Origin of the sequence: Streptomyces caniscabiei (assembly GCF_014930365.1) — a bacterium.
Lineage (GTDB): Bacteria > Actinomycetota > Actinomycetes > Streptomycetales > Streptomycetaceae > Streptomyces > Streptomyces caniscabiei.
This window is the reverse complement of the sequence record NZ_JABXWI010000008.1, coordinates 216,431-237,522: the sequence shown is the minus strand read 5'-3', so window position 1 is coordinate 237,522 and position 21,092 is coordinate 216,431. Positions and strand designations below refer to the sequence as shown.

Sequence of the window (21,092 nt, the reverse complement as noted above, 5' to 3'; positions counted from 1 at the left end):
CTCCGGATTCACGCCACTTTGCCCGCGTGACGCCGGCCACGCACCCCGGGCCCGTACCGCAAGATCATCGGCGCCGTCGCCGCCACCGGCCGGAATATCTCCCTCCATCCGCGCCCACGGGGCCGCCACAACAAGATCATCTTTGTTCAACCTTGCACGACATATCCGCGATTGTCCTGATCACGGCCAACCGGTTTCCTGGGATTTCTCCCGCCGCACAGCGGGTGGATAGGTATGACGGGTCATCAATCACCCCTTTCCCAGGAGGTTTTCGCATGCCCGACATCACCCGACGCCACGCTCTCGGGGCCGCGGCGGCCCTCGCCGTGACCGTCGGAGCCCCGCTCACCGCGGCGGCCGCGGACGACCACGGCAGCCACGAGGGCCACGGCGACCACGACGGTCACCAGGGCCTCCAGCCCTTCGACGAGGTCTACCGGGGTCGCCGGATACAGGGGCGCCCGACCGAGGGCGGCGGCCACCACCACGGCACCGGGTACGCGGTGTTCGTCGACGAGGCGGAGCTGCATGTGATGCGGAACGCCGACGGCAGCTGGATCAGCGTCGTCAGCCACTACTCCCCCGTGCCGACACCGCGCGCCGCGGCCCGCGCGGCGGTCGACGAACTCCAGGGCGCACGTCTCGTCCCCTTCAGCTGACCCGCCGCCCGCGATCGCGCCGGCAACCGCAGCACGCACACGCACACGCACACGCACCACCGGAAACACCGCAAGGAGCCGCAGAGCCATGACCACACGCAAGAACCAGGCGACCCTGACCGCCGACGAGAAGCGGCGCTTCGTCGACGCGCTGATCGCGCTGAAGCGCTCCGGCCGCTACGACGAGTTCGTCACGACGCACAACGCGTTCATCCTCGGCGACACGGACAACGGCGAGCGCACCGGCCACCGTTCGCCGTCCTTCCTGCCCTGGCACCGCAGATTCCTGCTGGAGTTCGAACGGGCCCTCCAGTCCGTGGACCCCACCGTCGCCCTGCCCTACTGGGACTGGACGGCCGACCGCACGGCACGGTCCTCCCTCTGGGCACCCGACTTCCTGGGCGGCACCGGGCGCAGCCGCGACGGTCGGGTGATGGACGGGCCGTTCGCGGCGTCCACCGGGAACTGGCCCATCAATGTGCGCATCGACGGCCGCACCTATCTGCGACGCTCCCTCGGCGGCGCGGTGCGGCAGTTGCCGACGCGGGCGGAGGTGGACTCGGTGCTCGCGATGTCGACGTACGACATGGCGCCCTGGAACAGTGCCTCGGACGGCTTCCGCAACCACCTGGAGGGGTGGCGGGGCGTCAACCTCCACAACCGGGTGCACGTCTGGGTGGGCGGCCAGATGGGCACCGGGGTCTCCCCCAACGACCCGGTGTTCTGGCTGCACCACGCGTTCATCGACAAGCTGTGGGCCGACTGGCAGCAGCTGCACCCGGGCTCGGCGTACGCACCGGCGGCCGGGACGCCGAACGTGGTCGACCTGAACGAGACCATGAAGCCGTGGAACGACACGACCCCGGCGGCGTTGCTGGACCACACCCCGCACTACACGTTCGACGCGGCCTGAGGACGTTGATCCGCCGGGGACCTGGGTACTCGCGCCGGACGCGGCCGGGGCGACCCGGTCGCGACCGCAACGAGAACCGATGTGAGGGAGGCGCCCGATGACCCAGATCGAGGAGTCCGTCGAGGTCCAGGTCCCGGTACGGACCGCCTACAACCAGTGGACGCAGTTCGAGACGTTCCCCGAGTTCATGAGCGGGGTCGAGCGGATCGAGCAGCGGTCGGACACGCTCACGCACTGGGTGACCGAGGTGGACGGTGTGCACCGGGAGTTCGACGCGGAGATCACCGAGCAGGTCCCGGACGAGCGGGTCGCGTGGACGACCGTCTCCGGTGAGGCCCGGCAGGCCGGTGTCGTCACCTTCCACCACCTCGCCGAGGGGCGCACCAAGGTGATGCTGCAGATGGAGTTCCAGCCGGAGGGCACCGCCGAGAAGGTGGCCGACAAGCTGGGCGTGGTGAAGCGGCAGACCAAGGGCGACCTGCAGCGCTTCAAGAAGTTCATCGAGGAGCGCGGCCGGGAGACCGGGGAGTGGCGCGGCACCGTCGTGTGACGCGCACGCCCTGGTGGTCTCCCGCCCGGCGGCCTACTCGGCCCCGGCGGTCGCCGCCGTACGGCACTCCGGGTGGCCCCAGCCCTGGTCGTTCTTGGCGATGGGCTCACCCGCGGCGTACGGGCGGCCGCAGAGACAGCGGCCGGGGAACTTCGCCTTGATGGTGCGGGACGAGGAGCCGGAGCGGGACGAGGAGCCACCGCGGCCGCCGGTCCCGCCCGGCTTCCCGGACTTCTTCGCCGGTGCGCGGCGGGCCGGAACCGTGTCGGGCGTGGCCGGCGGTTCCGGGGAGCCCAGCTCGGTACCGGCGGGCTCCTGGACGGTGGCCGCCTGGCTGGCCGCGCGGTCGGCGAAGTCGTTGAGGCGGTCGCCGTCGACCTGGTGGGCGGGGACGTAGCGGAACTCCACGGAGCGGCCGGCGAGCAACTCGTCGATACGGACCACGAGTTCCTGGTTGGCGACCGGTTTGCCCGCGGCCGTGCGCCAGCCGTTGCGCTTCCAGCCGGGCAGCCAGGTGGTGACCGCCTTCATGGCGTACTGGGAGTCCATCCGGATCTCGATCGGGACGGCCGGGTCGGTGGCCGCCAGCAGCCGCTCCAGCGCGGTGAGTTCGGCGACGTTGTTGGTGGCCCGGCCCAGCGGCCCGGCCTCCCAGCGCGCAGGGATCTCATCGTCCTCGGCCACCACCCAGGCCCAGCCCGCCGGCCCGGGGTTTCCCTTGCAGGCTCCGTCGCAGGCGGCCACAACACGTTCCGACATGCGCTCGATCATGCCATGCGCGCGTTCCCGTCCGTGCCCGTGTCCGCTCAGTCGACGTCCTTGAGCTCCGGCATCTCGCCCTGTGTCTTGGTGACGTCGATGACCGAGAACGACGCGCCCTGCGGATCGCTGAGCGCGGCGAAGCGGCCGAAGGGAGTGTCCATCGGGCCGAAGCGCAGGACACCGCCCAGCTTCGTGGCCTTGGCGACCGCGTCGTCGCAGTCGGGGACGGTGAAGTACACGTTGATGTACGAGGGCACCTCGGGCGGGAAGTCCTCCGCCGTCATCTTCATCCGGCCGATGAGCGGGCTCTGCCCCAGGTCGAAGACACGGAAGTCCATGTGCGGGCTGTCGGGGTCGTCCATCTGCTTGGACCGGTAGGAGAAGACGGCCGGGAAGAACGCGTCGGACTTCTCCGGCTCCCGGGTGAAGATCTCGGCCCAGATGTACGCGCCGGGCACACCCATCGCCTCGAAGCCCTGGTGGGCGCCGGCCTGCCAGCCGCCGAAGACGACGCCGTCCGGGGAGCGGGCCAGCAGCATGGAGCCGAAGTCGCCGACCTGCATCGGCTCCATCAGCACGTCACCGCCGTTGTCACGGACCTTCGTGGCGGTGGCGTTCACGTCGGACGTGGCGAAGTACAGGCACCAGGCGGACTGGCCCTCCTGGCCGGGCATCGGCGGGACGACCGCGGCCACCGCCTTGCCGTCCGCGTACGCCTGGGTGTAGTTGCCGTAGTCGGAGGACGACTCGCCGAAGGTCCAGCCCAGGACCTCGCCGTAGAAACTCTTGGCACCCTCGACGTCGTTGAACATCGCGTCGACCCAGCAGGGCGCTCCCTCGGGGTGTGCGGCCATGACTGCCACTCTCCTCGGTTCGACAGGTGGTTTCCCCGGTCTCACGCTAGCCAGGACGGGTCCCGGTCGCGCGCCGAACGGGACGGAGCGCGTGAAACCCGCACGAGTTCCGTGGGGCGGGGCCACGGCCGTGCGGCGTCTGATAATTTCAGCGACGCTCGCACTCCCGTTCGCCTCTTCGCGTGAGGTGCCGCCATGTCCGGCCGACCGTTCCGACGTACGGCACTGCCGTGCGCCCCGGGCCGGACGGCGCACCTGGTGCTCGTGGCCGCGATCGCCCTGGCCACGTTCGTGTTGTTCTGCGCGGGCTCGCCCTCCGGCGAGGCGCCCGAGCGGCGTCCGCAGGCGGCCTCGGCGGGGCCTGCGCAGGAGCGAGCGGTGGAGGGACGGCCGGCGGCGGGCCGGTCGGTCACGGCGCACACGCGTCAGGTGGAGCGCGACCCCTGCGGCCACAGTCCTGGCGATCACGACTGCCACTCCCCCGACCCGGCCGCGGTGCTGGGCCAGATGCCGTTGCCGGGCGCCGACCACACCGCCGCGCCCTGGCAGCCCGCCCCGGCTCCGGCCGCGGTCGCGTCGGACGGCTCACGGGGGCCGGGGCGGGCCCGTCCTCCCGATCTCCACCAACTGCAGTTGCTCCGCGTCTAGGCCGGCCGCCGGCCCCTACGACACCACCTCAGACGACTCGCAGGACCGCCGTGCCCCGTGCGGGCATGGCCGGGAGAAGGACACCCCATGGCTTCATCCAAGTCCAAGGCCAAGAACAGCGCGCCGAAGGGCAAGAACAGCAGCCCGAAGAGCCGAGAGGCGGCGCGGCGTGCCCGCGTGGAGGAGATACGCAAGACGGAGCAGGCCCGTGAGCGGCGCATGCGGCTGCTCACCCTCGGCGTCACCGGTGTGATCCTCGCCGGGCTCGTCGGCGGCGGCTGGTACCTGATCGACGCCGCGCAGGAGAAGGAGGAGGCGAAGGCCGCGCCGGTCGAGGGCGTGAAGAGCTGGTCGAAGCTCACCCAGAACCACGTCACCGAGAAGGTCGACTACAAGATGAGCCCGCCCGTGGGCGGCGACCACAACCAGGTGTGGGTCAACTGCGACAAGCAGGTGTACACCAAGGCCGTGCCGAACGAGAACGCGGTGCACGCGCTGGAGCACGGCGCCGTCTGGATCACGTACAACGACAAGGCGGCCAAGGCGGACGTCGAGTCGCTGACCGGCCTCGTGAACAAGACGACGTACACCTTCATGAGCCCCTACGAGGACCAGTCGTCGCCGATCGTGCTGAGCGCTTGGGAGCACCAGCTCAAGGTGGACAAGGCGTCCGACCCGCGCGTGCAGAAGTTCCTCGACAAGTACGTGCAGGGCGAGCAGACACCGGAGCCGGGTGCCGCGTGCACGGGTGGCATGACCCCGTGACCACGTGACCTGACGAGCCCCGTGACCTGACGGAGCGAGGGCGTCCGGCCGGACCGGGCGCCCTCGTGGCCGACACGGGTCTTCCGCCCCGGGGCGGGCTGTGCTTGCCTGGGGAGCCGTTTTCGGTGATCGGGGCGGGAGTCGCCGTATGGGCAAGCCGTGGATCGTGGGAGTGGCGGGGGCGGTGCTCGCCGGGCTGCTGCTCGGCGCGTGCGGGGATCCGGCGTCAGCGCCGGACCAGGCGCCGCCGTCGGCCGCCGCACCGGACCCGTCGTCGACCACGCACCGGCGCGCGGCCACGGCACCTCCCGGCGACGGCGTCGGCACGGGCGGCACCGGCGCGGCGAAGCCCGCGCCCGAGGTGCTCTACCTGGGGGACTCCCTCGCCACGGAGAACCAGAGCGTCCTCGGCGACCTGCTGAAGGACGACCTCGGCGCCCGCTACACCAGCGCCCCCTACTCGGGCACCACCCTGTGCGACTACCTGGAGGGCACCGCCGACCGGTCGCTCGTCCCGCCGCGGGACAAGGCGGCCGCGCTGGTGCGGCGGCTGCGCCCGGACTATGTGGTCCTGCAGTTCTGGGGGAACGCCTGGGACTACACGCCCTGCATGGACGGCGTGACCTACGGCAAGGCCCGCGCCGAGTACTTCCGGCGGTACACGGCCGCCGCCGAGCAGCTCACCGAGCAGATCGCGAACGCGGGTGGTGAGCACCGGCCGAGGATCGTGTGGGTGCTCCAGGGCCCGGACCCGATGACGCCGGAGCGGGTACGCCGGGTGAACGCCCTGTACACGAAGCAGGCCGAGGCGTCCGGGGATCTGGTCGCGGACGCCGGGAAGGCCGTCAGCCCGGCCGCCGGCCGCTACACCTGGGCCCAGTACCTGCCGTGCACGGCCTACGAACGTGAGCACGACGGCTACTGCACCCAGCCCGGCCGGGGCCGCACCGCGCTCCACCACGACCAGGACTACCTGCACTTCTGTCTGGCTCCGACGACGTCCAGGCCCAGGCCGTGCCCGGTCCGGTCCCCGGGCATCACACGGATGGCCCGGGAGATCACCCGGGCCATCGCCGCCGCGCGTACCGACCGGCCCTAGGGCGGCCGCTCAGACCCGCTGGGACGTGGGCTCGTCGTCGCCCGAGCCCTCGCCGTTCGCCGCTTCCGCCTCCGGCGTGGCGGCCGCCTCCGCCTCCTGCTGCCGCTTGGACGCCCACAGGCTGGTCACCGTCGTCACCGCGAGGACCAGGACGATGAAGCCGAGGGAGAAGGGGATGGAGATCTCCGGGACGTGGACACCGGACTCGTGCAGCGCGTGCAGGACGAGCTTGACGCCGATGAAGCCGAGGATGATCGACAGGCCGTAGGAGAGGTGGACGAGCTTCTTCAGCAGGCCGCCGATGAGGAAGTACAGCTGGCGCAGGCCCATCAGGGCGAACGCGTTGGCGGTGAAGACGATGTACGGGTCCTGGGTGAGGCCGTAGATCGCGGGGATGGAGTCGAGGGCGAAGAGGACGTCCGTGGAACCGATGGCGAGCATCACGACCAGCATCGGGGTCATGACGCGCTTGCCGTTCTCCTCGATCCACAGCTTGGTGCCGTGGTACCGGTCGGCCACCCCGAATCGCTTCTCCACCGCCTTGAGGAGCTTGTTCTCCTCGTACTCCTCCTCGTGGCTGCCCTTGCGGGCGTCCTCGACCAGCTTCCAGGCGGTGTAGATCAGGAACGCGCCGAAGATGTAGAAGACCCAGGAGAAGCTGGAGATGATCGCCGCGCCCGCCGCGATGAAGATCGCGCGGAGCACCAGGGCCATGAGGACGCCGACCATCAGCACACGCTGCTGGTACTGCGAGGGCACCGCGAACTTCGCCATGATCAGCACGAAGACGAAGAGGTTGTCGACGCTCAGGGACTTCTCGGTGATGAAGCCCGCGAAGAACTCGCCCGCGGGCTTGCCCCCGCCGACGGCGAGCACGCCGAGGCCGAAGGCGATGGCCAGGGCGATCCAGACGGCCGACCAGATGCCGGCCTCCTTGAGCGACACATCGTGGGGTTTTCGGCCGATGAAGAAGTCCACCCCCACCAGCACGCACAGGGCGACGACGGTGAACAGCCAGGTGGTCAGGGTGACGTTCAAGGTTCCTCCGGGTAACAGCTGGTGCACTGGAAAGCCTCACCGCAGTCCTTTGCGTCCGCTACCCGGCTCAGGTAAAGAATCGCCGAAATCCTCGTGCCCGCCCTGGTGGGGCCCCGTCACGGAGGCCTCCCACCAGGGCGGGAGGGGTGCGGGGACGGCTACTCGCCCGCGTACGCCTTGCGCAGGGCGGCGAGGTCGAACTTCCCCATCGCCATGAACGCCGCGGTCGCCCGGGCCACCTTCTGCGGGTCGGAGTCGCTGATCATGTCGACGAGTTCGGCGGGCACGACCTGCCAGGAGACCCCGAACCGGTCCTTGAGCCAGCCGCAGGGGCCGGGCTCGCCACCCTCGGCGGTCAGGCTGTTCCAGTAGTAGTCGATCTCGTCCTGGTCGGCGCAGAGGATCTGGAAGGAGATGGCCTCGGTGAACTTGAACTCGGGGCCCCCGTTCAGCGCCACGAACTGCTGGCCGTTGGCCGTGAACTCCACCGTGAGCACGGAGCCGGCCGGCTGCCGGGCGCCCTCGCCGTAGTGGGTGACCCGGCCGAGCCGGGAGTTCTTGAAGACCGAGACGTAGTGGGCGGCCGCCTCCTCGGCCTGGCCGTCGAACCACAGGCAGGTGGTGAAACCTTCGCTGGACATGTGCGCCTCCTCCGGCGGGGTGTGTCGTCTCCTGTGTCGACCGATGCTGGTCCGGAAACTCATCGGTGGCGCGGGCACGGGATGTGCCGGGTGGGGGCGGGCCGGTGGCGCTCTGCTGTCGGCGAATCTGCCGTGGGCAGAGAAAGGCCAGGTGAGAGCCGATTCCTGGGGAGGGTGGAGACAGCGGCCACCGCGGTCGCGTTCACCCCCAGGGAGGAACCGTGGCTCCACTGATCACCGGCCGGGCCCCGCTGCTCGCCCCGCGCGCGGAGGAGGGCGACACCCCGCCGTCGCGCTTCGACGACCATCTCGCCGCGCAGCTCCTCGCCCAGCGGATCGTCTTCCTCGGCACCCAGGTCGACGAGGTCTCCGCCAACCGGGTGTGCGCCCAGTTGCTGGTGCTGTCTGCGGAGGATCCGCGCACCGACATCAGCCTCTACATCAACAGCCCCGGCGGTTCGGTGACGGCCGGCCTCGCCATCTACGACACGATGCGGCTGATCCCGAACGACGTGTCCACGCTGGCGATGGGTTTCGCGGCGAGCATGGGCCAGTTCCTGCTGACCGTCGGCGCCCGCGGCAAGCGGTTCGCGCTGCCCAACGCGCGGATCATGATGCACCAGCCGTCGGCAGGCATCGGCGGCACCACCGCGGACATCGAGATCCAGGCGGAGAACCTGGACTTCACCAAGCGGGCCATCGAGCGGATCACCGCGGAGCACACCGGGCAGACCGAGGAGACGGTCTCCCGGGACGGCGACCGCGACCGCTGGTTCACGGCCGAACAGGCCCGGGAGTACGGCATGGTCGACCGGGTCGTCGAGTCGCTCGACGACGTCCGGCCGGCCTCCTCGCGTCGACGGATGGGACTGCAGTGATGGGGACGTACACCATTCCGAACGTGGTCGAGCGGACCGCGCAGGGCGAGCGGTCCTACGACGTCTTCAGCCGCCTGCTCTCCGAACGGATCGTCTTCCTCGGCACGGAGATCGACGACGGGGTGGCGAACGTCGTCATCGCCCAGCTCCTCCATCTGGAGGCCGCGATGCCGGACCGCGAGATCTCCGTCTACATCAACTCCCCCGGCGGCTCGTTCACTTCGCTGATGGCGATCTACGACACGATGTCGTACGTCCGCGCGCCGATCTCGACCCTCTGTGTGGGGCAGGCGGCCTCGACGGCGGCGGTGCTGCTGGCGGGCGGGGATCCCGGGCGACGCTTCGTGCTGGAGCACGCGCGGGTGCTGCTGGGACAGCCGGCGAGCGGAGGCCGTCAGGGCACGGTCTCCGATCTCGCCCTCCAGGCCAAGGAGATGGTGCGGATCCGAGCGCAGGTCGAGAGGGTGCTCGCGCGGCACACGGGACGCGAAGTGCCGGAACTGCGGGCCGACATGGACCGGGACAAGGTGTTCACCGCGGAGGAGGCGGTCGGGTACGGGCTGGCCGACGAGGTGTTGAGCCGGCGGCCGGTGGGGGTGTGAGGCCCGCGCCCCGTCAGGGGCGCGGGGAACTGCGCGAGCGACCACGTCCGACCCGCGGTCGCCGGACGAGCGGGAACCCCCGCCCCCTGGGGCGAACCGTCGAACCCGGTCAGGCCACGAGGCACAGGCCGTTGTAGGAGGCCTTGGGCGTACTGCGGGTCAGTTCGGTCTGGGCCAGGGAGAGCAGGTCCCCGAGGCCCAGGCCCAGGGCCTGAGCGGCTGCCGCGAGGACCTCCGACGAGGCCTCCTTGCGGCCGCGTTCCACCTCGGAGAGGTACGGCATCGAGATACGGGCCGCGTCGGCGACGTCCTTCAGGGTGCGTTCCTGGGCCAGGCGCTCGCGGCGGAGCACGTCGCCGACGAGGTCGCGCCACAGGGGCTCCCTGGCGGGCGGGCCGGCAGGCGGGGCCGCGGCCGGGCGCAGGGGGATGACTCGGGCTTGGTTCGAGGCGTGTGGGCTCACTTCTCCAGCCTAGGAACGGCGGGCGGGAGGGGAAGGGGGTGGCGTTCCGCCCTGAGGGGAATCCGGTTCCGCGCCGGGCGTCACTGGCCGATGCGGCCGTCGATCCGTTCGCGCAGGAAGTCGGCGTGGCCGTTGTGGCGGGCGTACTCCTCGATCAGGTGGACCAGCACCTCGCGCAGGGCGACGGGCTCGCCGTCGTGCTGTCCGGTGACGGCCAGGTCGGGGGCGGCGGCCACGAAGCGCTCGGCGAAGTCGACCTCCGCGCGCCAGGTCCGCCAGGCGTCGGCCACGGCCTCGGGGTCGGCCACGGCGCCGTTGAAGTCCCCGTCGGGGTCCTCGCCGGCGCGGTAGTGGCGAGGCTCCGGCCGGCCCGCCAACGCCTCGCGGAACCAGTACTGTTCGACGCCGGCCAGGTGGCGTACGAGCCCGAGCAGCGACATGTTGGACGGCGGCACCGAACGGCGGGCCAATGCCTCGGCGTCGAGACCCGCGCACTTCAACTCCAGGGTGAGGCGCTGGTTGCGGAGGTATCCGACGAGGGTGGCCCGTTCCCCTTCGAAGCCACCGTCGGCGCGCGGGTCCCCCTCGGGGCCGACGAAGCGGTCACCCCACCCGGGCCGCCGCTCGGGCAGCGGCTGTTCGTGCTGAGGCTGTTCCTGCAAGGGCTGTGCGTCGGGCAGCGTCCCGCGTCGGTCGGTCATGCGGAGGAGCATCGGCGCTCACCGGGCCGGCGCGCCACCGCTTTTCCCCCGGCCGGTCCTTTCTGTCGCTCCTGTCCGTGCAACCCTTCCCCCTCCTCCGCGGTCGAACAGGACGCCGGGCAAGGAACGGGCCCTTTCCGGATACCCCCGCGCAGCCCGGCCGTTCTTACTCTTTGGAGCCGTACATGCGCAAGAACCGTTCGGCTGCCCTCGCGGCAGCCGCCTTTCTTCTCGTCTCCGGCGCGGCGATCGTCGCCGCGCCGTCGGCCTACGCGGGGGTGCCCGGCAGTACGCAAGCCAGTGACCGTAACAGCGACTTCAACGGCGACGGCTACGAGGACGTGCTGGTCGGCGCGCCCGGTGCCACCGTCAGCGGCAGCAAGGGCGCGGGGCTGGTGACCGTGCAGTACGGCTCGGCCAGAGGCATCGACACCGGCAACGTGGCCCGGTTCAGCCAGTCGACCTCGGGGGTCGCGGGGGCGGCCGAGGCCGGCGACGGCTTCGGCCGGGCGGTCGCCACCGGCGACCTGGACGGCGACGGGTTCGACGACGCGGTGGTCGGCATCCCCGGCGAGGACCTCGGCACCCTGAAGGACGCGGGCGGCGTCGCCATCCTGTGGGGCTCGAAGGCCGGGCTCACGGGCGCCGCGAGCGACTGGCTGGAGACCCAGGAACCCGCCGCCGGCGAGCGGTTCGGCCTCGGCCTCGCCGCCGCGCGCTTCACCGCCGAGACGGAGGGCGACCTCCTCGCCGTCCTCGACGGGTACGACGTGGAGCTGTTCGCGTACGACGAGGCGGCCCGCGCCTCGATGCGCCACGAGACCACCCGGCGGGTCGGGCCGAAGTCCGCCGCGGCCCGCCAGATCGCCGCCAAGTCCCTGACCACGGGCGACTACGACAAGAACGGCTTCGCCGACCTCGTCGTGTCGGGACTCAGCGTCGGTGACGAACCCGGCTACGGCTGGTCGACCTATCTGTCGGGGAACGCCGACGGACTGACGTACGAGCGTGATCTGCGCGGCGGTCCGGTGGCGGCGTCCGGCGACATCAACGGCGACGGGTACGACGACCTGGTGACCGGTGAGCCGAACTCCCCGGACGACCAGCCCGGCGAGACCATGACGGGCGGCCTGGTGGGCGTACGGCTCGGCGGTCCGGACGGACCGGCGGCCGAGCCGGACTGGTGGGTGCAGGACTCCGACGGCGTGCCCGGGGTCGCCGAGGCCGGTGACGGCTGGGGCTCGGACCTGTCGGTCGCGGACACCGACGGGGACGGCTACGCGGACGTGGCGATCGGTGCCGCGGGCGAGGACATCGGCGCGGTGCGGGACGCCGGTGCCGTGTGGGTGCTGCGCGGCTCGGCCTCCGGGCTGACCTCGACCGGCGCCAGGTCCTGGGACCAGAACTCGGCGGACGTGCCGGGCGCGGCCGAGAAGGGCGACAAGTGGGGCGCCCAGGTCCGGTTGACCGACCCGAACGGCGACGGCCGCTTCGGGCTGCTGGCCGCCGCGCCGGGCGAGAACACCGACGACGGCCATGTCTGGGTGCTGTCGGCGGGCGCGGGCGGCATCACGGCGTCGGGGTCGTGGACCTTCAACGCCGCCTCGCTCGGGGCGCCCGCCGTGGACGCGTTGTTCGGGTCGGCGATCGACGAGTGAGAGATGCGGCCCCGGGGACTGCCGGACGGAACGGGTCGGCAGTCCCCGGGGCCGCCCGGCGGGCCGGTCACGAGTTCGGGATGACCGGCTCCGGGATGTCGTGGAGGGACGCCGACCCGCTCGTCGTCGTGTCGTCCGGCGGCGAGTCGGCGGTCTCGGGGCTGTCCGGCTCGGGCGCGGGGGTCCGGGTCTCCGTCGGTGCGGAGGTGGAGGGGGTCACCGAGGACGAGGAGGGGCACGGACTGGCGGTCTCGTCGCCCTCGGCTCCGCCCGGGGTCGAGGGACACGGTTCGGGCGACTCGGTGGGCGGTTCCTCGGAGAACGACGTGGACGCCGACGGGGAGGGCTGGTCGACGGGCGGGGTGGTCTTCTTGTCCTTGCCCCCTGTGTCGCCGGAGGGGCGGGTGAACCAGTCGTCGCGCTCGGGGTCGTAGAGGACGAACACGTTGATGATCACCGTCGAGGGCTCGACCACCACCACGTTCTGCGGCCGGTACGACGGCCAGGAGTCGCCCTTCGGCTCCGGTGTGGTCTTCAGGGCGACCGGCGGCTTCAGCGGGTTGCCGCAGGCGCACCGCACCCGGGGCACCCCGCGGTCGTCGACGAGGACGGCGGTGCCGGCCTGGAGGACTGCCTGGTAGCTGGTGGCGGCGCCGTCGCGGTAGCCGTGGTTGGTGACGCGGGTGTCCATGCGCAGCTGCACCGGGGTGAGCTCGCGCAGATAGGCGGGTACGCCGGAGGGCTCGACGCCGGCGACGGCGGCGAACGCTTCGTTCTTGGCGGGGTTCGCCCCGAGCACCTCGATCTGCTTCTCGACGTCGCAGCTGGAGACGTTGCGGGTGCCGCCGTAGAGGCCGGCGGCCGCACCGTCCACGGCGCGGGTCACGTTGGCGGGGTCCGATCGGGTCGGTGTCGCCGTGGGGGTCTCGGGTGGGGTGGAGCTGTCCTTCGCGGTCGACTCGGTGAACGGGTCGGGGCCGGACTTGCCGGCGGCCTGGAGGAAGACCTCGCCGTCCGCCGAGCCGCCCGCGTCGTCGGAGCGGGTGAGGACGACGACCAGGACGACGGCGACGACGGCCGCGAGGGCGATGAGGGCGACGCGGGGAGCGGACCGCCACCACGGACGGCTGGGGCCCCCGGGTCCCGCCCCGGAGCCGCCCGGGGTCCCGCCCGGCCCACCGGGGCCCTCGGGGCCGCCAGGCCCTCCCTGTCCACCAGGCCCTCCAGGGCCGCCGGGTCCGCCACCTGAGTCGCCCGTTCCGCCCGCGCCCGAGGCTCCGCTCGGCGGTTCCGGCGGCCGTTCGACGCTCGGCCGGGTCGGGTCGTGCGGGGTGGGGCCGGGCTGCGACGGCCCGGACAGGGGGCCGGAGGGCGGGCCGGTCGGGCGGCCGGAGGACGGTTGGTCGGCGCTCACGGGGCTTCTCCCGCCGTAGGGATTCTGCGGCGATTCACGCCGATGACGGCGTTTTGCTCCACAACAGGCCCATTGTGTGCTCTGGTCCCGTGCCACTCGCAAGCCGAACGGCGTCGGCCCCGGGTCCGCGGGCTCGCCGCGCGGAGTGCCCCGGCCGTGCTTAGCGTGGCAAGAGTGAGTCCCCAGACCCTGCGTCCGCGGCCGACGGCTCCGTCCGAACGGGCGGTCTCCCGCCACGGCTGGCTCCATGCCCTCGGAGCCGTGCTGGCCGGGCTGCTCGCGATGATCGTGACGGCGTCCCTCGGGCTCTGGGCGGCGGGCGCGACGGACCTCCCGGACGGCGCGTTCCCCCGGGTCGTCGCGGCCACCGTGGTGACGGCGGTGGGCGGCACCATCGAGCTCTCCGGCGACGCCGGGGCCCTCGCCGAGACGCGGGCGGGCCTGACCGTGGTCCCGCTGTCGGTGACCCTCGTCGGCGCGCTGGTGATCGCCGCCGGATTCCTGCGGCCGCTGCGGCACCGGGCGGTCGCGGGGGCGGGCGAACTCGCGGGCTGGGCCGCCCGGATCGCGGTCCTGTGGCTCGTGGCGCTGATCGGTCTCGCGCTCGCGGCCCGCCAGGACTTCGACATCTCCCTCGGCGACGTGGGCGACTTCTTCGGCACCTCCGCCGAGGTGGGCTTCGAGACGGCCATGGCACCGACCGCGTTCTTCGGGCTGCTGTGGCTCGCCGGTGTTCTGGTCCTGGCGCTGCTGGTGTCGCGCGGCGCACCGCTCCCGGCGCGGCTGCTGCGGTTCCAGGAATCGGTGCGGCCCGCCGCTTACGCGATGGTGGGCCTGCTGCTGGCGTACGTCGGCATCGGGCTGGTGATCGCGGTGGTGGTGGCGCTGACCCGGGGGCACGCCGCCGAGACGGCCGCGGTGATCCTGCTGGGGCTGCCGAACGTGATGTGGCTGGTCCTCACGATCGGGCTGGGCGCGACCTGGGACAGCCAGGTCGAGGGGCCCTTCGGGCTGCCGATGCCGAAGATCCTGGACGAGGTCGTGCGCGGCCCCGACGTGTCGACCCTGAACCTGGGCTCCCTCGCCGAGTACGACGGCCGGGTCTGGTGGCTGCTGCTCGTGAACGCCGTGCTGCTGACGCTCGCCGCGTTCGTGATGGCGGCCCGCTCCCCGGCCCGGGTGCGGTGGTGGCAGCATGGGGTGCACATGGCGGCCGCGCTCGCCCTCACCGTCCTGACGATCTGTCTGGTGGGCCGGGTCTCCGCGCACTACGGACTGTCGGTGCTCGGCATCGGCGACCTCGGCGGCGATCTGGGCGGAGAACTGTACCTGCGCCCCCACCTGTGGTCCGCGCTCGGGCTCGCCGTGCTGTGGGGTCTCGTGACCGGTGCCCTGGGCGGCGCGCTGGCGAAGGGCGTACGACGAAGGGGCGCGGTCGACGCGCGCCCCGGCCACCGGTAGCGCGGGCCCGCGTCGACCGCCGGCCACGACGAGGGGCGCACGCGGCACGGCGTCCGCCCCTCGTCGGCCGCTCAGGCCCGTCGGACGGGCACCGGCTCGGGCGTGGGTGCCGCGAGTCGGCCCGTGCGGTGCGGGCCCCCGACCGACAGGGAGGCTGTGGGTGGCATGTCACCGCGGTGGAGGAGGAGTTCGGACGGCCCGGTCGCGTGTATCACGGCGCCGGTCGTCCCGTGCGCACCGGCGCTGTGCGGAGTCGCGCCGTGTGCCGGCGCGACGGAGAACATCACCCCGCGATGCCGGCCCGCCCCGGAATCCGATCGTCCGGCTCTCCCGGGGCGAACCTCAGCGGTCGATCACCCCCGCGCCGCCACGGCCGTGGCGCGGCGGGCGAGGAGGGAGGCGCAGATCTCGCCCGCGCGTACGGCGGTGGTCGACAGGAGGGTCGAGGTGAGGCCGTGGGTGTGCTCGGTGCCGCCCTGCAGATAGATGTCGGCGGTGACGTTGGGGTTGGTGGTGACCCGGTGGTCGCGGCCGACCATGAGGGCGTCCTCGTCGTCCCGCAGGCAGAGTTTGCCGATCTCGCCGAGGTTGTCGCCGACGCCCTGGGGCCGGTAGCCGGTGGCGTAGACGAGGAGGTCGGCGGAGAGGATCTCGCGCTCCCCCGTCGGCAGGAACTCCACCGTCACCTTGACGTCCTCGGTGTCGGTCTCGACCTCGCGCAGCCGGGAGACGTTCATCATCCGCAGCCGTTCCCGGCCCTGGACTTTCTCCTGGTACATGGACCGGGACAGGGACTCGATCAGGTCCATGTCGACGACGGAGTAGTTGGTGCTGCGGTGGTAGTCGAACAGCGACTGCTTCACCTCGCGGGGCGCGCCGTAGTACAGGTCGACGGCCTCGGGATCGAAGATCTTGTTGGCGAAGGGGCTGTCGTCGGCGGGCGTGTAGCCGTACTTGGCGAAGACCGAGCAGATCTCGGCCTCGGGGAAGCTGCGGTGGAGGTAGTCCACGGCCTCCGCCGCGCTCTGTCCGGCGCCGAGGACGACCGCGCGGCGCACCGGCTGTCCGGAGCGCACGACCTGGTCGACGCGGGGCAGCAACTGGCTGTTGTGCCAGACCCGTTCGGAGAGGGCGGCGCCGGGCGGGAGGTGGGGTTCCAGGCCGGTGGCCACGCAGATGCTGCGGGTCCGGCGGACGGTCAGGCTGTCCGGGTCGCCGGGTGTGCGGCTGGTGACGTCGAAGTAGCGGATCTCGCCGTCCCGGGTGACGGGGCGCACGGAGACGACCTCGGCGGAGTACTCGACGAGGTGTGCGACGCGGGCGGCCGCCCACTCGAAGTAGTCGTGGAACTCTATGCGCAGCGGGAAGAGTGTCTTCAGGTTGAGGAAGTCGACCAGACGTCCGCGGTCACGCAGGTAGCACAGGAAGCTGAAGTCGCTGGTGGGGTCACGCATCGTCACCAGGTCCTTCAGGAAGGACACTTGCATGGTGGCGTCGTCGATGAGCATGCCCCGGTGCCATCCGAACCGGGGTTGCCTCTCCAGGAACCCGACCCGCAGTCCGTCCTCGGTGCCGGACGCCACGGAGTGTTCGTGCAATGCGATGGCGAGTGCGAGATTGGATGGGCCGAACCCGATCCCCAGTACGTCGTAGATGGAATCCGCCCCGGTGTGCAGCGTCGTCACCGCGTCATCTGCCTTTCATAGAAGGGGTCACAGAGTCTCCCAAGCCGGAACACAGCCTCCCCCAGCAGAGCCATGTTAGATAAGGTAAGCCTTACCTAGCAACGGCTGAGGAGGGCTCATATGCGGGTCGTCATGTTCGGGTACCAGACCTGGGGACACCGGACGCTGCAAGCACTGCTGAAATCCGACCACGAGGTGGTGCTGGCGGTCACCCATCCGAAGAGCGACCACGCGTACGAGAAGATCTGGAGCGACTCGGTCGCCGACCTGGCCGAACAGCACGGCGTGCCGGTGCTGTTGCGCAACCGGCCGGACGACGACGAGCTGCTGCGGGCGCTCAAGGAGGCCGAGCCCGATCTCATCGTGGCGAACAACTGGCGCACCTGGCTGCCGCCGGAGATCTTCGATCTCCCGCCGCACGGCACCCTGAACATCCATGACTCGCTGCTCCCGACCTACGCGGGCTTCTCGCCGCTCATCTGGGCGCTCATCAACGGCGAGCCGGAGGTCGGTGTCACGGCCCACCGCATGGACGCCGAACTCGACATGGGCGACGTGCTGTTGCAGCGTTCGGTGCGGGTCGGACCGCAGGACACGGCGACGGACCTGTTCCACCGCACGGTCGATCTGATCGGCCCGCTGGTCACCGAGTCGCTGGACCTCATCGCCTCCGGCGAGGCCGTGTGGACGCCCCAGGACCGCTCCCGGTCGAGCTTCTTCCACAAGCGGTCCCTGGAGGACAGCCGGATCGACTGGACCTGGCCCGCCGAGGACCTGGAGCGGTTCGTACGGGCCCAGTCCGACCCGTATCCGAACGCCTTCACCCACCACCGGGGGCAGCGCATCCGGATCGTCTCGGCCGCCGTGTCCGAGGGCCGCTACGGCGGCACGCCGGGGCGGATCTTCATCCGGGAGGGAGACGGTGTCGTCATCGTCGCCGGTGCCGAGGCCCGCTCCGGGCGGCTGCCGGGACTGGTGGTCAAGCGGGTGCGGACGGAGGACGGCACGGAACTCGCGGCCACGGACTACTTCCGCACGATGGGCGGTTATCTGACGGCCCGCCCGTGAGACCGGGCGCCGTCGGCCGTGGCGGCCGGCGGCGCCCGACCTGGTGCCCGTGTCAGCCGGCGGTGCCCGCCACGGGCACCGCGTCGGCGTCCACGCCGTCGCCGTCGCCCTCGTGGTGACGGCCCATCGGGATCACCAGCGGTGTGCGGCTGACGGGGTCCTCCCCGACCACACAGCGCAGTCCGAAGACGTCCTCGACCGTCCTGGCGGTGATGACGTCGGTCGGGGCGCCCTGGCCCGCGATGCGCCCGCCCTTCATGGCGACGATGTGGTCGGCGTACCGGCAGGCCTGGTTGAGGTCGTGCAGGACCATCACGACCGTGCGGCCCTGGTGCCGGTTGAGATCGGTGACCAGGTCCAGGACGTCGATCTGGTGGGCGAGGTCCAGATAGGTCGTCGGCTCGTCCAGCAGCATCACGGGGGTGCCCTGGGCGACGGCCATGGCGATCCAGGCGCGTTGCCGCTGTCCGCCGGAGAGTTCGTCGACGGGGCGGTGGGCGAGGTCGCTCATGGCGGTGGCCCTGAGCGCCTCGTGCACGGCCTCCTCGTCGCTCTGGGACCACTGCCGCCACCAGGTCTGGTGCGGGGAACGCCCGCGCCCCACCAGGTCGATGACGGTCAGTCCCTCGGGGGCGACGGGCGTCTGGGGGAGGATGCCGAGCCGCTGGGCGAGGACCCGGGTCGGGATGGAGTGCACCGAGCGCCCGTCGAGGTGGACGGTGCCCGCCTTGGGGGTCAGCAGGCGGGCCAGGGCGCGGAGCAGGGTCGACTTGCCGCAGGCGTTGGCGCCGACGATCGCGGTGACCCGGCCGGTCGGGATCACCAGGTCGAGGTCCTCGACGACGATCCGGTCGTCGTAGGCCAGGCGCAGGCCCTCGGCGCGGAGTTCGGGGCCGTCGGCGGGGCCGCCCGCCCCGGGATCGGAGACGCGGGCGTCGGCGCGGGTGTCGCGCTTCGTCGTCGGCTCGTCCTTCGATGACACGTCTTCAGCCTCCTGAACCGGCGCGGTTGGCGCGGATGAGCAGCCACAGCAGTACGGGCGCCCCGAGCACCCCGGTGACGACCCCGACCGGCAGCTCGGTGTCCGGGACGAGCTTGCGGGCGGCGAGGTCCGACACGAGGACCATCACGGCGCCGGTGAGCCCGGCGGCGAGGGGCGGCGGGAAGGGGGTGCCGGCCAGGCGCTGGGCGACCTGGGGCGCGGCGAGCGCCACGAAGGCGATGGGGCCGGCGGTCGCCGTGCCGAAGGCCACGAGGCCGACGGCGATGAGCAGGACGGCCACCCGGACGACCTGCACCCGGGTGCCGAGGCCCTTCGCGACGTCGTCGCCGAGTTGCATGACACGGATCTGCCGGCCGAGCAGGATCGCCGGCGGCACGAGCACGGCCATGGTGACGGCGAGCGGGCCGATCTGGTCCCAGGTACGGCCGTTGAGGTTGCCGACGAGCCAGCCGAGGGCGGCCTGGGCCTGGAAGCGCTGGCCGCGCGCCATGAGGTAGTCGGTGAGGCTGGTGCAGATCCAGGCGACGCCGATGCCGACGAGGACGATGCGGTAGCCGGTGGTGCCGCGTTTCCAGGCCAGCGCGTAGACCAGCAGGCCGGTGACCGTCGCGCCGAGCAGGCCGAGGGCCTGGGTGCCCATGCCCCCGTCCCAGCCGAGGACGATCCCGGCGACGACCGCGGTGCCGGCGCCCTGGGTGATGCCGATCATGTCGGGGCTGGCCAGCGGGTTGAGCGTCACCGTCTGGAGGAGGGCTCCGGAGACGCCGAAGGCGATGCCGACGAGCAGTCCGGCGAGGGCGCGCGGCAGCCGCAGTTCGTGGACGATCAGCTCGGTGCCGGGGTCGCCCGTGCCCACCAGGGCCTTCATCACGTCGCCGAGCGGGAGGGCGATGTCCCCGACGGAGGTCACCACCGCGAACGCCAGGAACGCGGCGGCCGCGAGCAGCAGACAGACCACCAGCAGCCGGGGCCGTACGACACCGGAGACCGGCGGGGCGGGCAGACGGAAGGCGATGCGGTCGGCCGTACGCCGCGCGGGTGCGGGGTCCCCGGCGCCCTTCGGGGGCGGCACGGGCGCGAGTTCGGTGGTCATCGGCTCACAGCTCCACGGATTCGGTTCGCACGGGCCCGCGTACGCCCGGTCGTGAGGTCATGGTTCACAGCTCCGCGAGGCGTCGGCGGCGGACCAGCGCGATGAAGAAGGGGCCGCCGACGAAGGCGACGAGGACGCCGGCCTGGATCTCGGTCGGGCGGGCGAGCAGACGGCCGGCGATGTCGGCGGTCAGCAGGAGGCAGGGGGCGAGGACGGCCGACAGCGGGAGCAGCCAGCGGTGGTCCGGGCCGATCCCGGCGAGTTGGGCGAGGACGCGGGCGATGTGCGGGACGACCAGGCCGACGAAGACCACGGGACCGATGACGGCGACCGCTCCGCCGGTGAGCAGCGTGACGGCGACGACGCCCTGGACGCGGACCAGGCCGAGCTTGAGGCCGAGCGACTTCGCGACGTCGTCGCCGAGGGCGAGGCTGTTGAGGGCGGGGGCGCAGGCGAGGGCGAGGATCGCGCCGACGGCCAGGAACGGCAGGACGCGCAGGAGCACGGCCTCGTCCTGGTTGGCGAGGGATCCGGCGCTCCAGAAGCGGTAGCGGTTGAGCGCGTCCGGGTCGGTCAGGGCGATGGCGCTGGTGAGCGAGAACAGCAGGGAGGTCACCGCCACGCCGGCCAGCGCGAGTTTGACCGGGGTGGAGCCGGAGCGGCCCAGTCCGCCGAGGAGGTACACCAGGACGCTGGCGGCGAACGCGCCGCCGAAGGCGAACCAGATGTACCCGTACACCGATCCGATGCCCAGCACGCCGACCGACAGGACCACGGCGAAGGCCGCGCCCGCGCTCACCCCGAGGATGCCGGGGTCGGCCAGCGGATTGCGGGTCAGCGCCTGCATCAGCGAGCCCGACAGACCGAGGGCGGCGCCGGTGGCGAGCCCGAGGGCCGTGCGCGGCAGGCGCACCGACCAGATCACGTTGTCGACGCGGGTGCTGGGGGCGTCGCCGAGCAGGGTGTGCCACACCTGGTCGAGCGGGACGCCCAGGGCACCGAACGCCATCGACAGGGCGCACAGTGTGAGCAGGAGGACGCCCGAGAGCGTCAGCAGCAGTACCGCGCGGGGGCCTTTCGCCGCCCGGACCGTCGAGGTCCCCACGTCTTCAACTTTCTTTGATGAGGCTTGCCTTA

Annotated in this window: 22 protein-coding genes; 11 read left to right on the top strand and 11 right to left on the bottom strand. The window is 71.9% G+C overall.

Annotation, left to right across the window (positions count from 1 at the left end):
- Nucleotides 1-275 precede the first annotated feature (275 nt).
- The 3 genes from melC1 to HW837_RS23235 all read left to right on the top strand — a co-directional run bounded on the left by melC1 (nucleotide 276) and on the right by HW837_RS23235 (nucleotide 2,122).
- The gene (gene melC1, locus HW837_RS23245) at nucleotides 276-659 is read left to right on the top strand and encodes an apotyrosinase chaperone MelC1 (RefSeq protein ID WP_093789038.1); all 384 of its coding nucleotides are present in this window, start codon (nucleotides 276-278) and stop codon (nucleotides 657-659) included.
- A gap of 88 nt (nucleotides 660-747) precedes the next feature.
- Complete coding sequence (gene melC2, locus HW837_RS23240) at nucleotides 748-1,572, top strand: tyrosinase MelC2 (protein ID WP_045555591.1); 825 nt, start codon at nucleotides 748-750, stop codon at nucleotides 1,570-1,572.
- Nucleotides 1,573-1,669: 97 nt separating this feature from the next.
- Nucleotides 1,670-2,122 (top strand): SRPBCC family protein, encoded by a 453-nt coding sequence (locus HW837_RS23235; RefSeq protein WP_045555592.1) that lies wholly within the window; start codon nucleotides 1,670-1,672, stop codon nucleotides 2,120-2,122.
- A gap of 33 nt (nucleotides 2,123-2,155) precedes the next feature.
- Here HW837_RS23235 and HW837_RS23230 read toward each other — a convergent pair whose 3' ends face one another.
- Nucleotides 2,156-2,893, bottom strand: coding sequence for a ribonuclease H family protein (locus tag HW837_RS23230; RefSeq protein ID WP_045555593.1), 738 nt, complete (start codon nucleotides 2,891-2,893; stop codon nucleotides 2,156-2,158).
- Nucleotides 2,894-2,928: 35 nt separating this feature from the next.
- Nucleotides 2,929-3,738, bottom strand: coding sequence for a VOC family protein (locus HW837_RS23225; RefSeq protein WP_045555594.1), 810 nt, complete (start codon nucleotides 3,736-3,738; stop codon nucleotides 2,929-2,931).
- A 195-nt stretch (nucleotides 3,739-3,933) separates the two neighbouring features.
- Here HW837_RS23225 and HW837_RS23220 point away from each other — a divergent pair, with 195 nt between their 5' ends.
- The 3 genes from HW837_RS23220 (at nucleotide 3,934) to HW837_RS23210 (ending at nucleotide 6,250) form a co-directional block, all read left to right on the top strand.
- On the top strand, nucleotides 3,934-4,386 hold the full coding sequence (locus tag HW837_RS23220; protein ID WP_045555595.1) for a hypothetical protein: 453 nt from the start codon (nucleotides 3,934-3,936) through the stop codon (nucleotides 4,384-4,386).
- 87 nt (nucleotides 4,387-4,473) lie between these two features.
- A complete protein-coding gene (locus HW837_RS23215) occupies nucleotides 4,474-5,151 on the top strand; it encodes a DUF3105 domain-containing protein (RefSeq protein WP_045555596.1) in 678 nt (225 codons plus the stop codon).
- 148 nt (nucleotides 5,152-5,299) lie between these two features.
- Nucleotides 5,300-6,250, top strand: a complete 951-nt coding sequence (locus HW837_RS23210) for an SGNH/GDSL hydrolase family protein (RefSeq protein WP_193380207.1) — start codon at nucleotides 5,300-5,302, stop codon at nucleotides 6,248-6,250.
- A gap of 9 nt (nucleotides 6,251-6,259) precedes the next feature.
- On the opposite strand, the gene HW837_RS23205 is transcribed toward HW837_RS23210, so the two are convergent.
- On the bottom strand, nucleotides 6,260-7,288 hold the full coding sequence (locus HW837_RS23205) for a TerC family protein (RefSeq protein ID WP_045555598.1): 1,029 nt from the start codon (nucleotides 7,286-7,288) through the stop codon (nucleotides 6,260-6,262).
- Between the two features lie 158 nt (nucleotides 7,289-7,446).
- Nucleotides 7,447-7,929 carry a VOC family protein gene (locus tag HW837_RS23200; RefSeq protein ID WP_045555599.1) on the bottom strand — a complete coding sequence of 161 codons (483 nt, stop codon included), beginning with the start codon at nucleotides 7,927-7,929 and terminating at the stop codon, nucleotides 7,447-7,449.
- Nucleotides 7,930-8,150: 221 nt separating this feature from the next.
- Between HW837_RS23200 and HW837_RS23195 the strand changes: the two genes are divergently transcribed.
- Both HW837_RS23195 and HW837_RS23190 read left to right on the top strand, forming a co-directional pair.
- Nucleotides 8,151-8,807, top strand: a complete 657-nt coding sequence (locus HW837_RS23195; protein ID WP_045555600.1) for an ATP-dependent Clp protease proteolytic subunit — start codon at nucleotides 8,151-8,153, stop codon at nucleotides 8,805-8,807.
- Entirely contained in the window at nucleotides 8,807-9,409 is a 603-nt protein-coding gene (locus tag HW837_RS23190; RefSeq protein ID WP_045555601.1) for a ClpP family protease, read from the top strand. The genes HW837_RS23195 and HW837_RS23190 overlap by 1 nt, the downstream gene beginning before the upstream one ends.
- A gap of 109 nt (nucleotides 9,410-9,518) precedes the next feature.
- On the opposite strand, the gene HW837_RS23185 is transcribed toward HW837_RS23190, so the two are convergent.
- Complete coding sequence (locus HW837_RS23185) at nucleotides 9,519-9,872, bottom strand: helix-turn-helix domain-containing protein (RefSeq protein WP_045555602.1); 354 nt, start codon at nucleotides 9,870-9,872, stop codon at nucleotides 9,519-9,521.
- Between the two features lie 80 nt (nucleotides 9,873-9,952).
- Nucleotides 9,953-10,585: a DinB family protein gene (locus tag HW837_RS23180; RefSeq protein ID WP_078853273.1), complete on the bottom strand. Its 633-nt coding sequence runs from the start codon at nucleotides 10,583-10,585 to the stop codon at nucleotides 9,953-9,955.
- A gap of 173 nt (nucleotides 10,586-10,758) precedes the next feature.
- Between HW837_RS23180 and HW837_RS23175 the strand changes: the two genes are divergently transcribed.
- Nucleotides 10,759-12,231 (top strand): FG-GAP-like repeat-containing protein, encoded by a 1,473-nt coding sequence (locus HW837_RS23175; RefSeq protein ID WP_045555603.1) that lies wholly within the window; start codon nucleotides 10,759-10,761, stop codon nucleotides 12,229-12,231.
- 67 nt (nucleotides 12,232-12,298) lie between these two features.
- On the opposite strand, the gene HW837_RS23170 is transcribed toward HW837_RS23175, so the two are convergent.
- Nucleotides 12,299-13,645 carry a DUF6777 domain-containing protein gene (locus HW837_RS23170; RefSeq protein ID WP_193380206.1) on the bottom strand — a complete coding sequence of 449 codons (1,347 nt, stop codon included), beginning with the start codon at nucleotides 13,643-13,645 and terminating at the stop codon, nucleotides 12,299-12,301.
- Between the two features lie 174 nt (nucleotides 13,646-13,819).
- On the opposite strand from HW837_RS23170, the gene HW837_RS23165 reads away from it, so the two are divergent.
- Entirely contained in the window at nucleotides 13,820-15,106 is a 1,287-nt protein-coding gene (locus tag HW837_RS23165) for a streptophobe family protein (protein WP_093789035.1), read from the top strand.
- A 353-nt stretch (nucleotides 15,107-15,459) separates the two neighbouring features.
- Here the strand turns inward: HW837_RS23165 and HW837_RS23160 are convergent, their stop codons facing one another.
- Nucleotides 15,460-16,791: a lysine N(6)-hydroxylase/L-ornithine N(5)-oxygenase family protein gene (locus HW837_RS23160; RefSeq protein WP_045555606.1), complete on the bottom strand. Its 1,332-nt coding sequence runs from the start codon at nucleotides 16,789-16,791 to the stop codon at nucleotides 15,460-15,462.
- 120 nt (nucleotides 16,792-16,911) lie between these two features.
- Here HW837_RS23160 and HW837_RS23155 point away from each other — a divergent pair, with 120 nt between their 5' ends.
- The gene (locus HW837_RS23155; RefSeq protein ID WP_045555607.1) at nucleotides 16,912-17,859 is read left to right on the top strand and encodes a methionyl-tRNA formyltransferase; all 948 of its coding nucleotides are present in this window, start codon (nucleotides 16,912-16,914) and stop codon (nucleotides 17,857-17,859) included.
- 52 nt (nucleotides 17,860-17,911) lie between these two features.
- Here HW837_RS23155 and HW837_RS23150 read toward each other — a convergent pair whose 3' ends face one another.
- From HW837_RS23150 to HW837_RS23140, 3 genes are all read right to left on the bottom strand, one after another.
- The gene (locus HW837_RS23150) at nucleotides 17,912-18,841 is read right to left on the bottom strand and encodes an ABC transporter ATP-binding protein (protein WP_390623574.1); all 930 of its coding nucleotides are present in this window, start codon (nucleotides 18,839-18,841) and stop codon (nucleotides 17,912-17,914) included.
- Nucleotides 18,842-18,845: 4 nt separating this feature from the next.
- Nucleotides 18,846-19,955: a FecCD family ABC transporter permease gene (locus tag HW837_RS23145; RefSeq protein WP_093789033.1), complete on the bottom strand. Its 1,110-nt coding sequence runs from the start codon at nucleotides 19,953-19,955 to the stop codon at nucleotides 18,846-18,848.
- A gap of 64 nt (nucleotides 19,956-20,019) precedes the next feature.
- Nucleotides 20,020-21,060 carry a FecCD family ABC transporter permease gene (locus tag HW837_RS23140; protein ID WP_045555610.1) on the bottom strand — a complete coding sequence of 347 codons (1,041 nt, stop codon included), beginning with the start codon at nucleotides 21,058-21,060 and terminating at the stop codon, nucleotides 20,020-20,022.
- Nucleotides 21,061-21,092: the final 32 nt, after the last annotated feature.

Excerpts from the sequence above, each read along its gene's own strand:
- melC1 (WP_093789038.1), top strand. The coding sequence starts at position 276 with ATGCCCGACATCACCCGACGCCACGCTCTCGGGGCCGCGGCGGCCCTC.
- melC2 (WP_045555591.1), top strand. The coding sequence starts at position 748 with ATGACCACACGCAAGAACCAGGCGACCCTGACCGCCGACGAGAAGCGG.
- HW837_RS23235 (WP_045555592.1), top strand. The coding sequence starts at position 1,670 with ATGACCCAGATCGAGGAGTCCGTCGAGGTCCAGGTCCCGGTACGGACC.
- HW837_RS23230 (WP_045555593.1), bottom strand. The coding sequence starts at position 2,893 with ATGATCGAGCGCATGTCGGAACGTGTTGTGGCCGCCTGCGACGGAGCC.
- HW837_RS23225 (WP_045555594.1), bottom strand. The coding sequence starts at position 3,738 with ATGGCCGCACACCCCGAGGGAGCGCCCTGCTGGGTCGACGCGATGTTC.
- HW837_RS23220 (WP_045555595.1), top strand. The coding sequence starts at position 3,934 with ATGTCCGGCCGACCGTTCCGACGTACGGCACTGCCGTGCGCCCCGGGC.
- HW837_RS23215 (WP_045555596.1), top strand. The coding sequence starts at position 4,474 with ATGGCTTCATCCAAGTCCAAGGCCAAGAACAGCGCGCCGAAGGGCAAG.
- HW837_RS23210 (WP_193380207.1), top strand. The coding sequence starts at position 5,300 with ATGGGCAAGCCGTGGATCGTGGGAGTGGCGGGGGCGGTGCTCGCCGGG.
- HW837_RS23200 (WP_045555599.1), bottom strand. The coding sequence starts at position 7,929 with ATGTCCAGCGAAGGTTTCACCACCTGCCTGTGGTTCGACGGCCAGGCC.
- HW837_RS23190 (WP_045555601.1), top strand. The coding sequence starts at position 8,807 with ATGGGGACGTACACCATTCCGAACGTGGTCGAGCGGACCGCGCAGGGC.
- HW837_RS23180 (WP_078853273.1), bottom strand. The coding sequence starts at position 10,585 with ATGCTCCTCCGCATGACCGACCGACGCGGGACGCTGCCCGACGCACAG.
- HW837_RS23175 (WP_045555603.1), top strand. The coding sequence starts at position 10,759 with ATGCGCAAGAACCGTTCGGCTGCCCTCGCGGCAGCCGCCTTTCTTCTC.
- HW837_RS23155 (WP_045555607.1), top strand. The coding sequence starts at position 16,912 with ATGCGGGTCGTCATGTTCGGGTACCAGACCTGGGGACACCGGACGCTG.
- HW837_RS23145 (WP_093789033.1), bottom strand. The coding sequence starts at position 19,955 with ATGACCACCGAACTCGCGCCCGTGCCGCCCCCGAAGGGCGCCGGGGAC.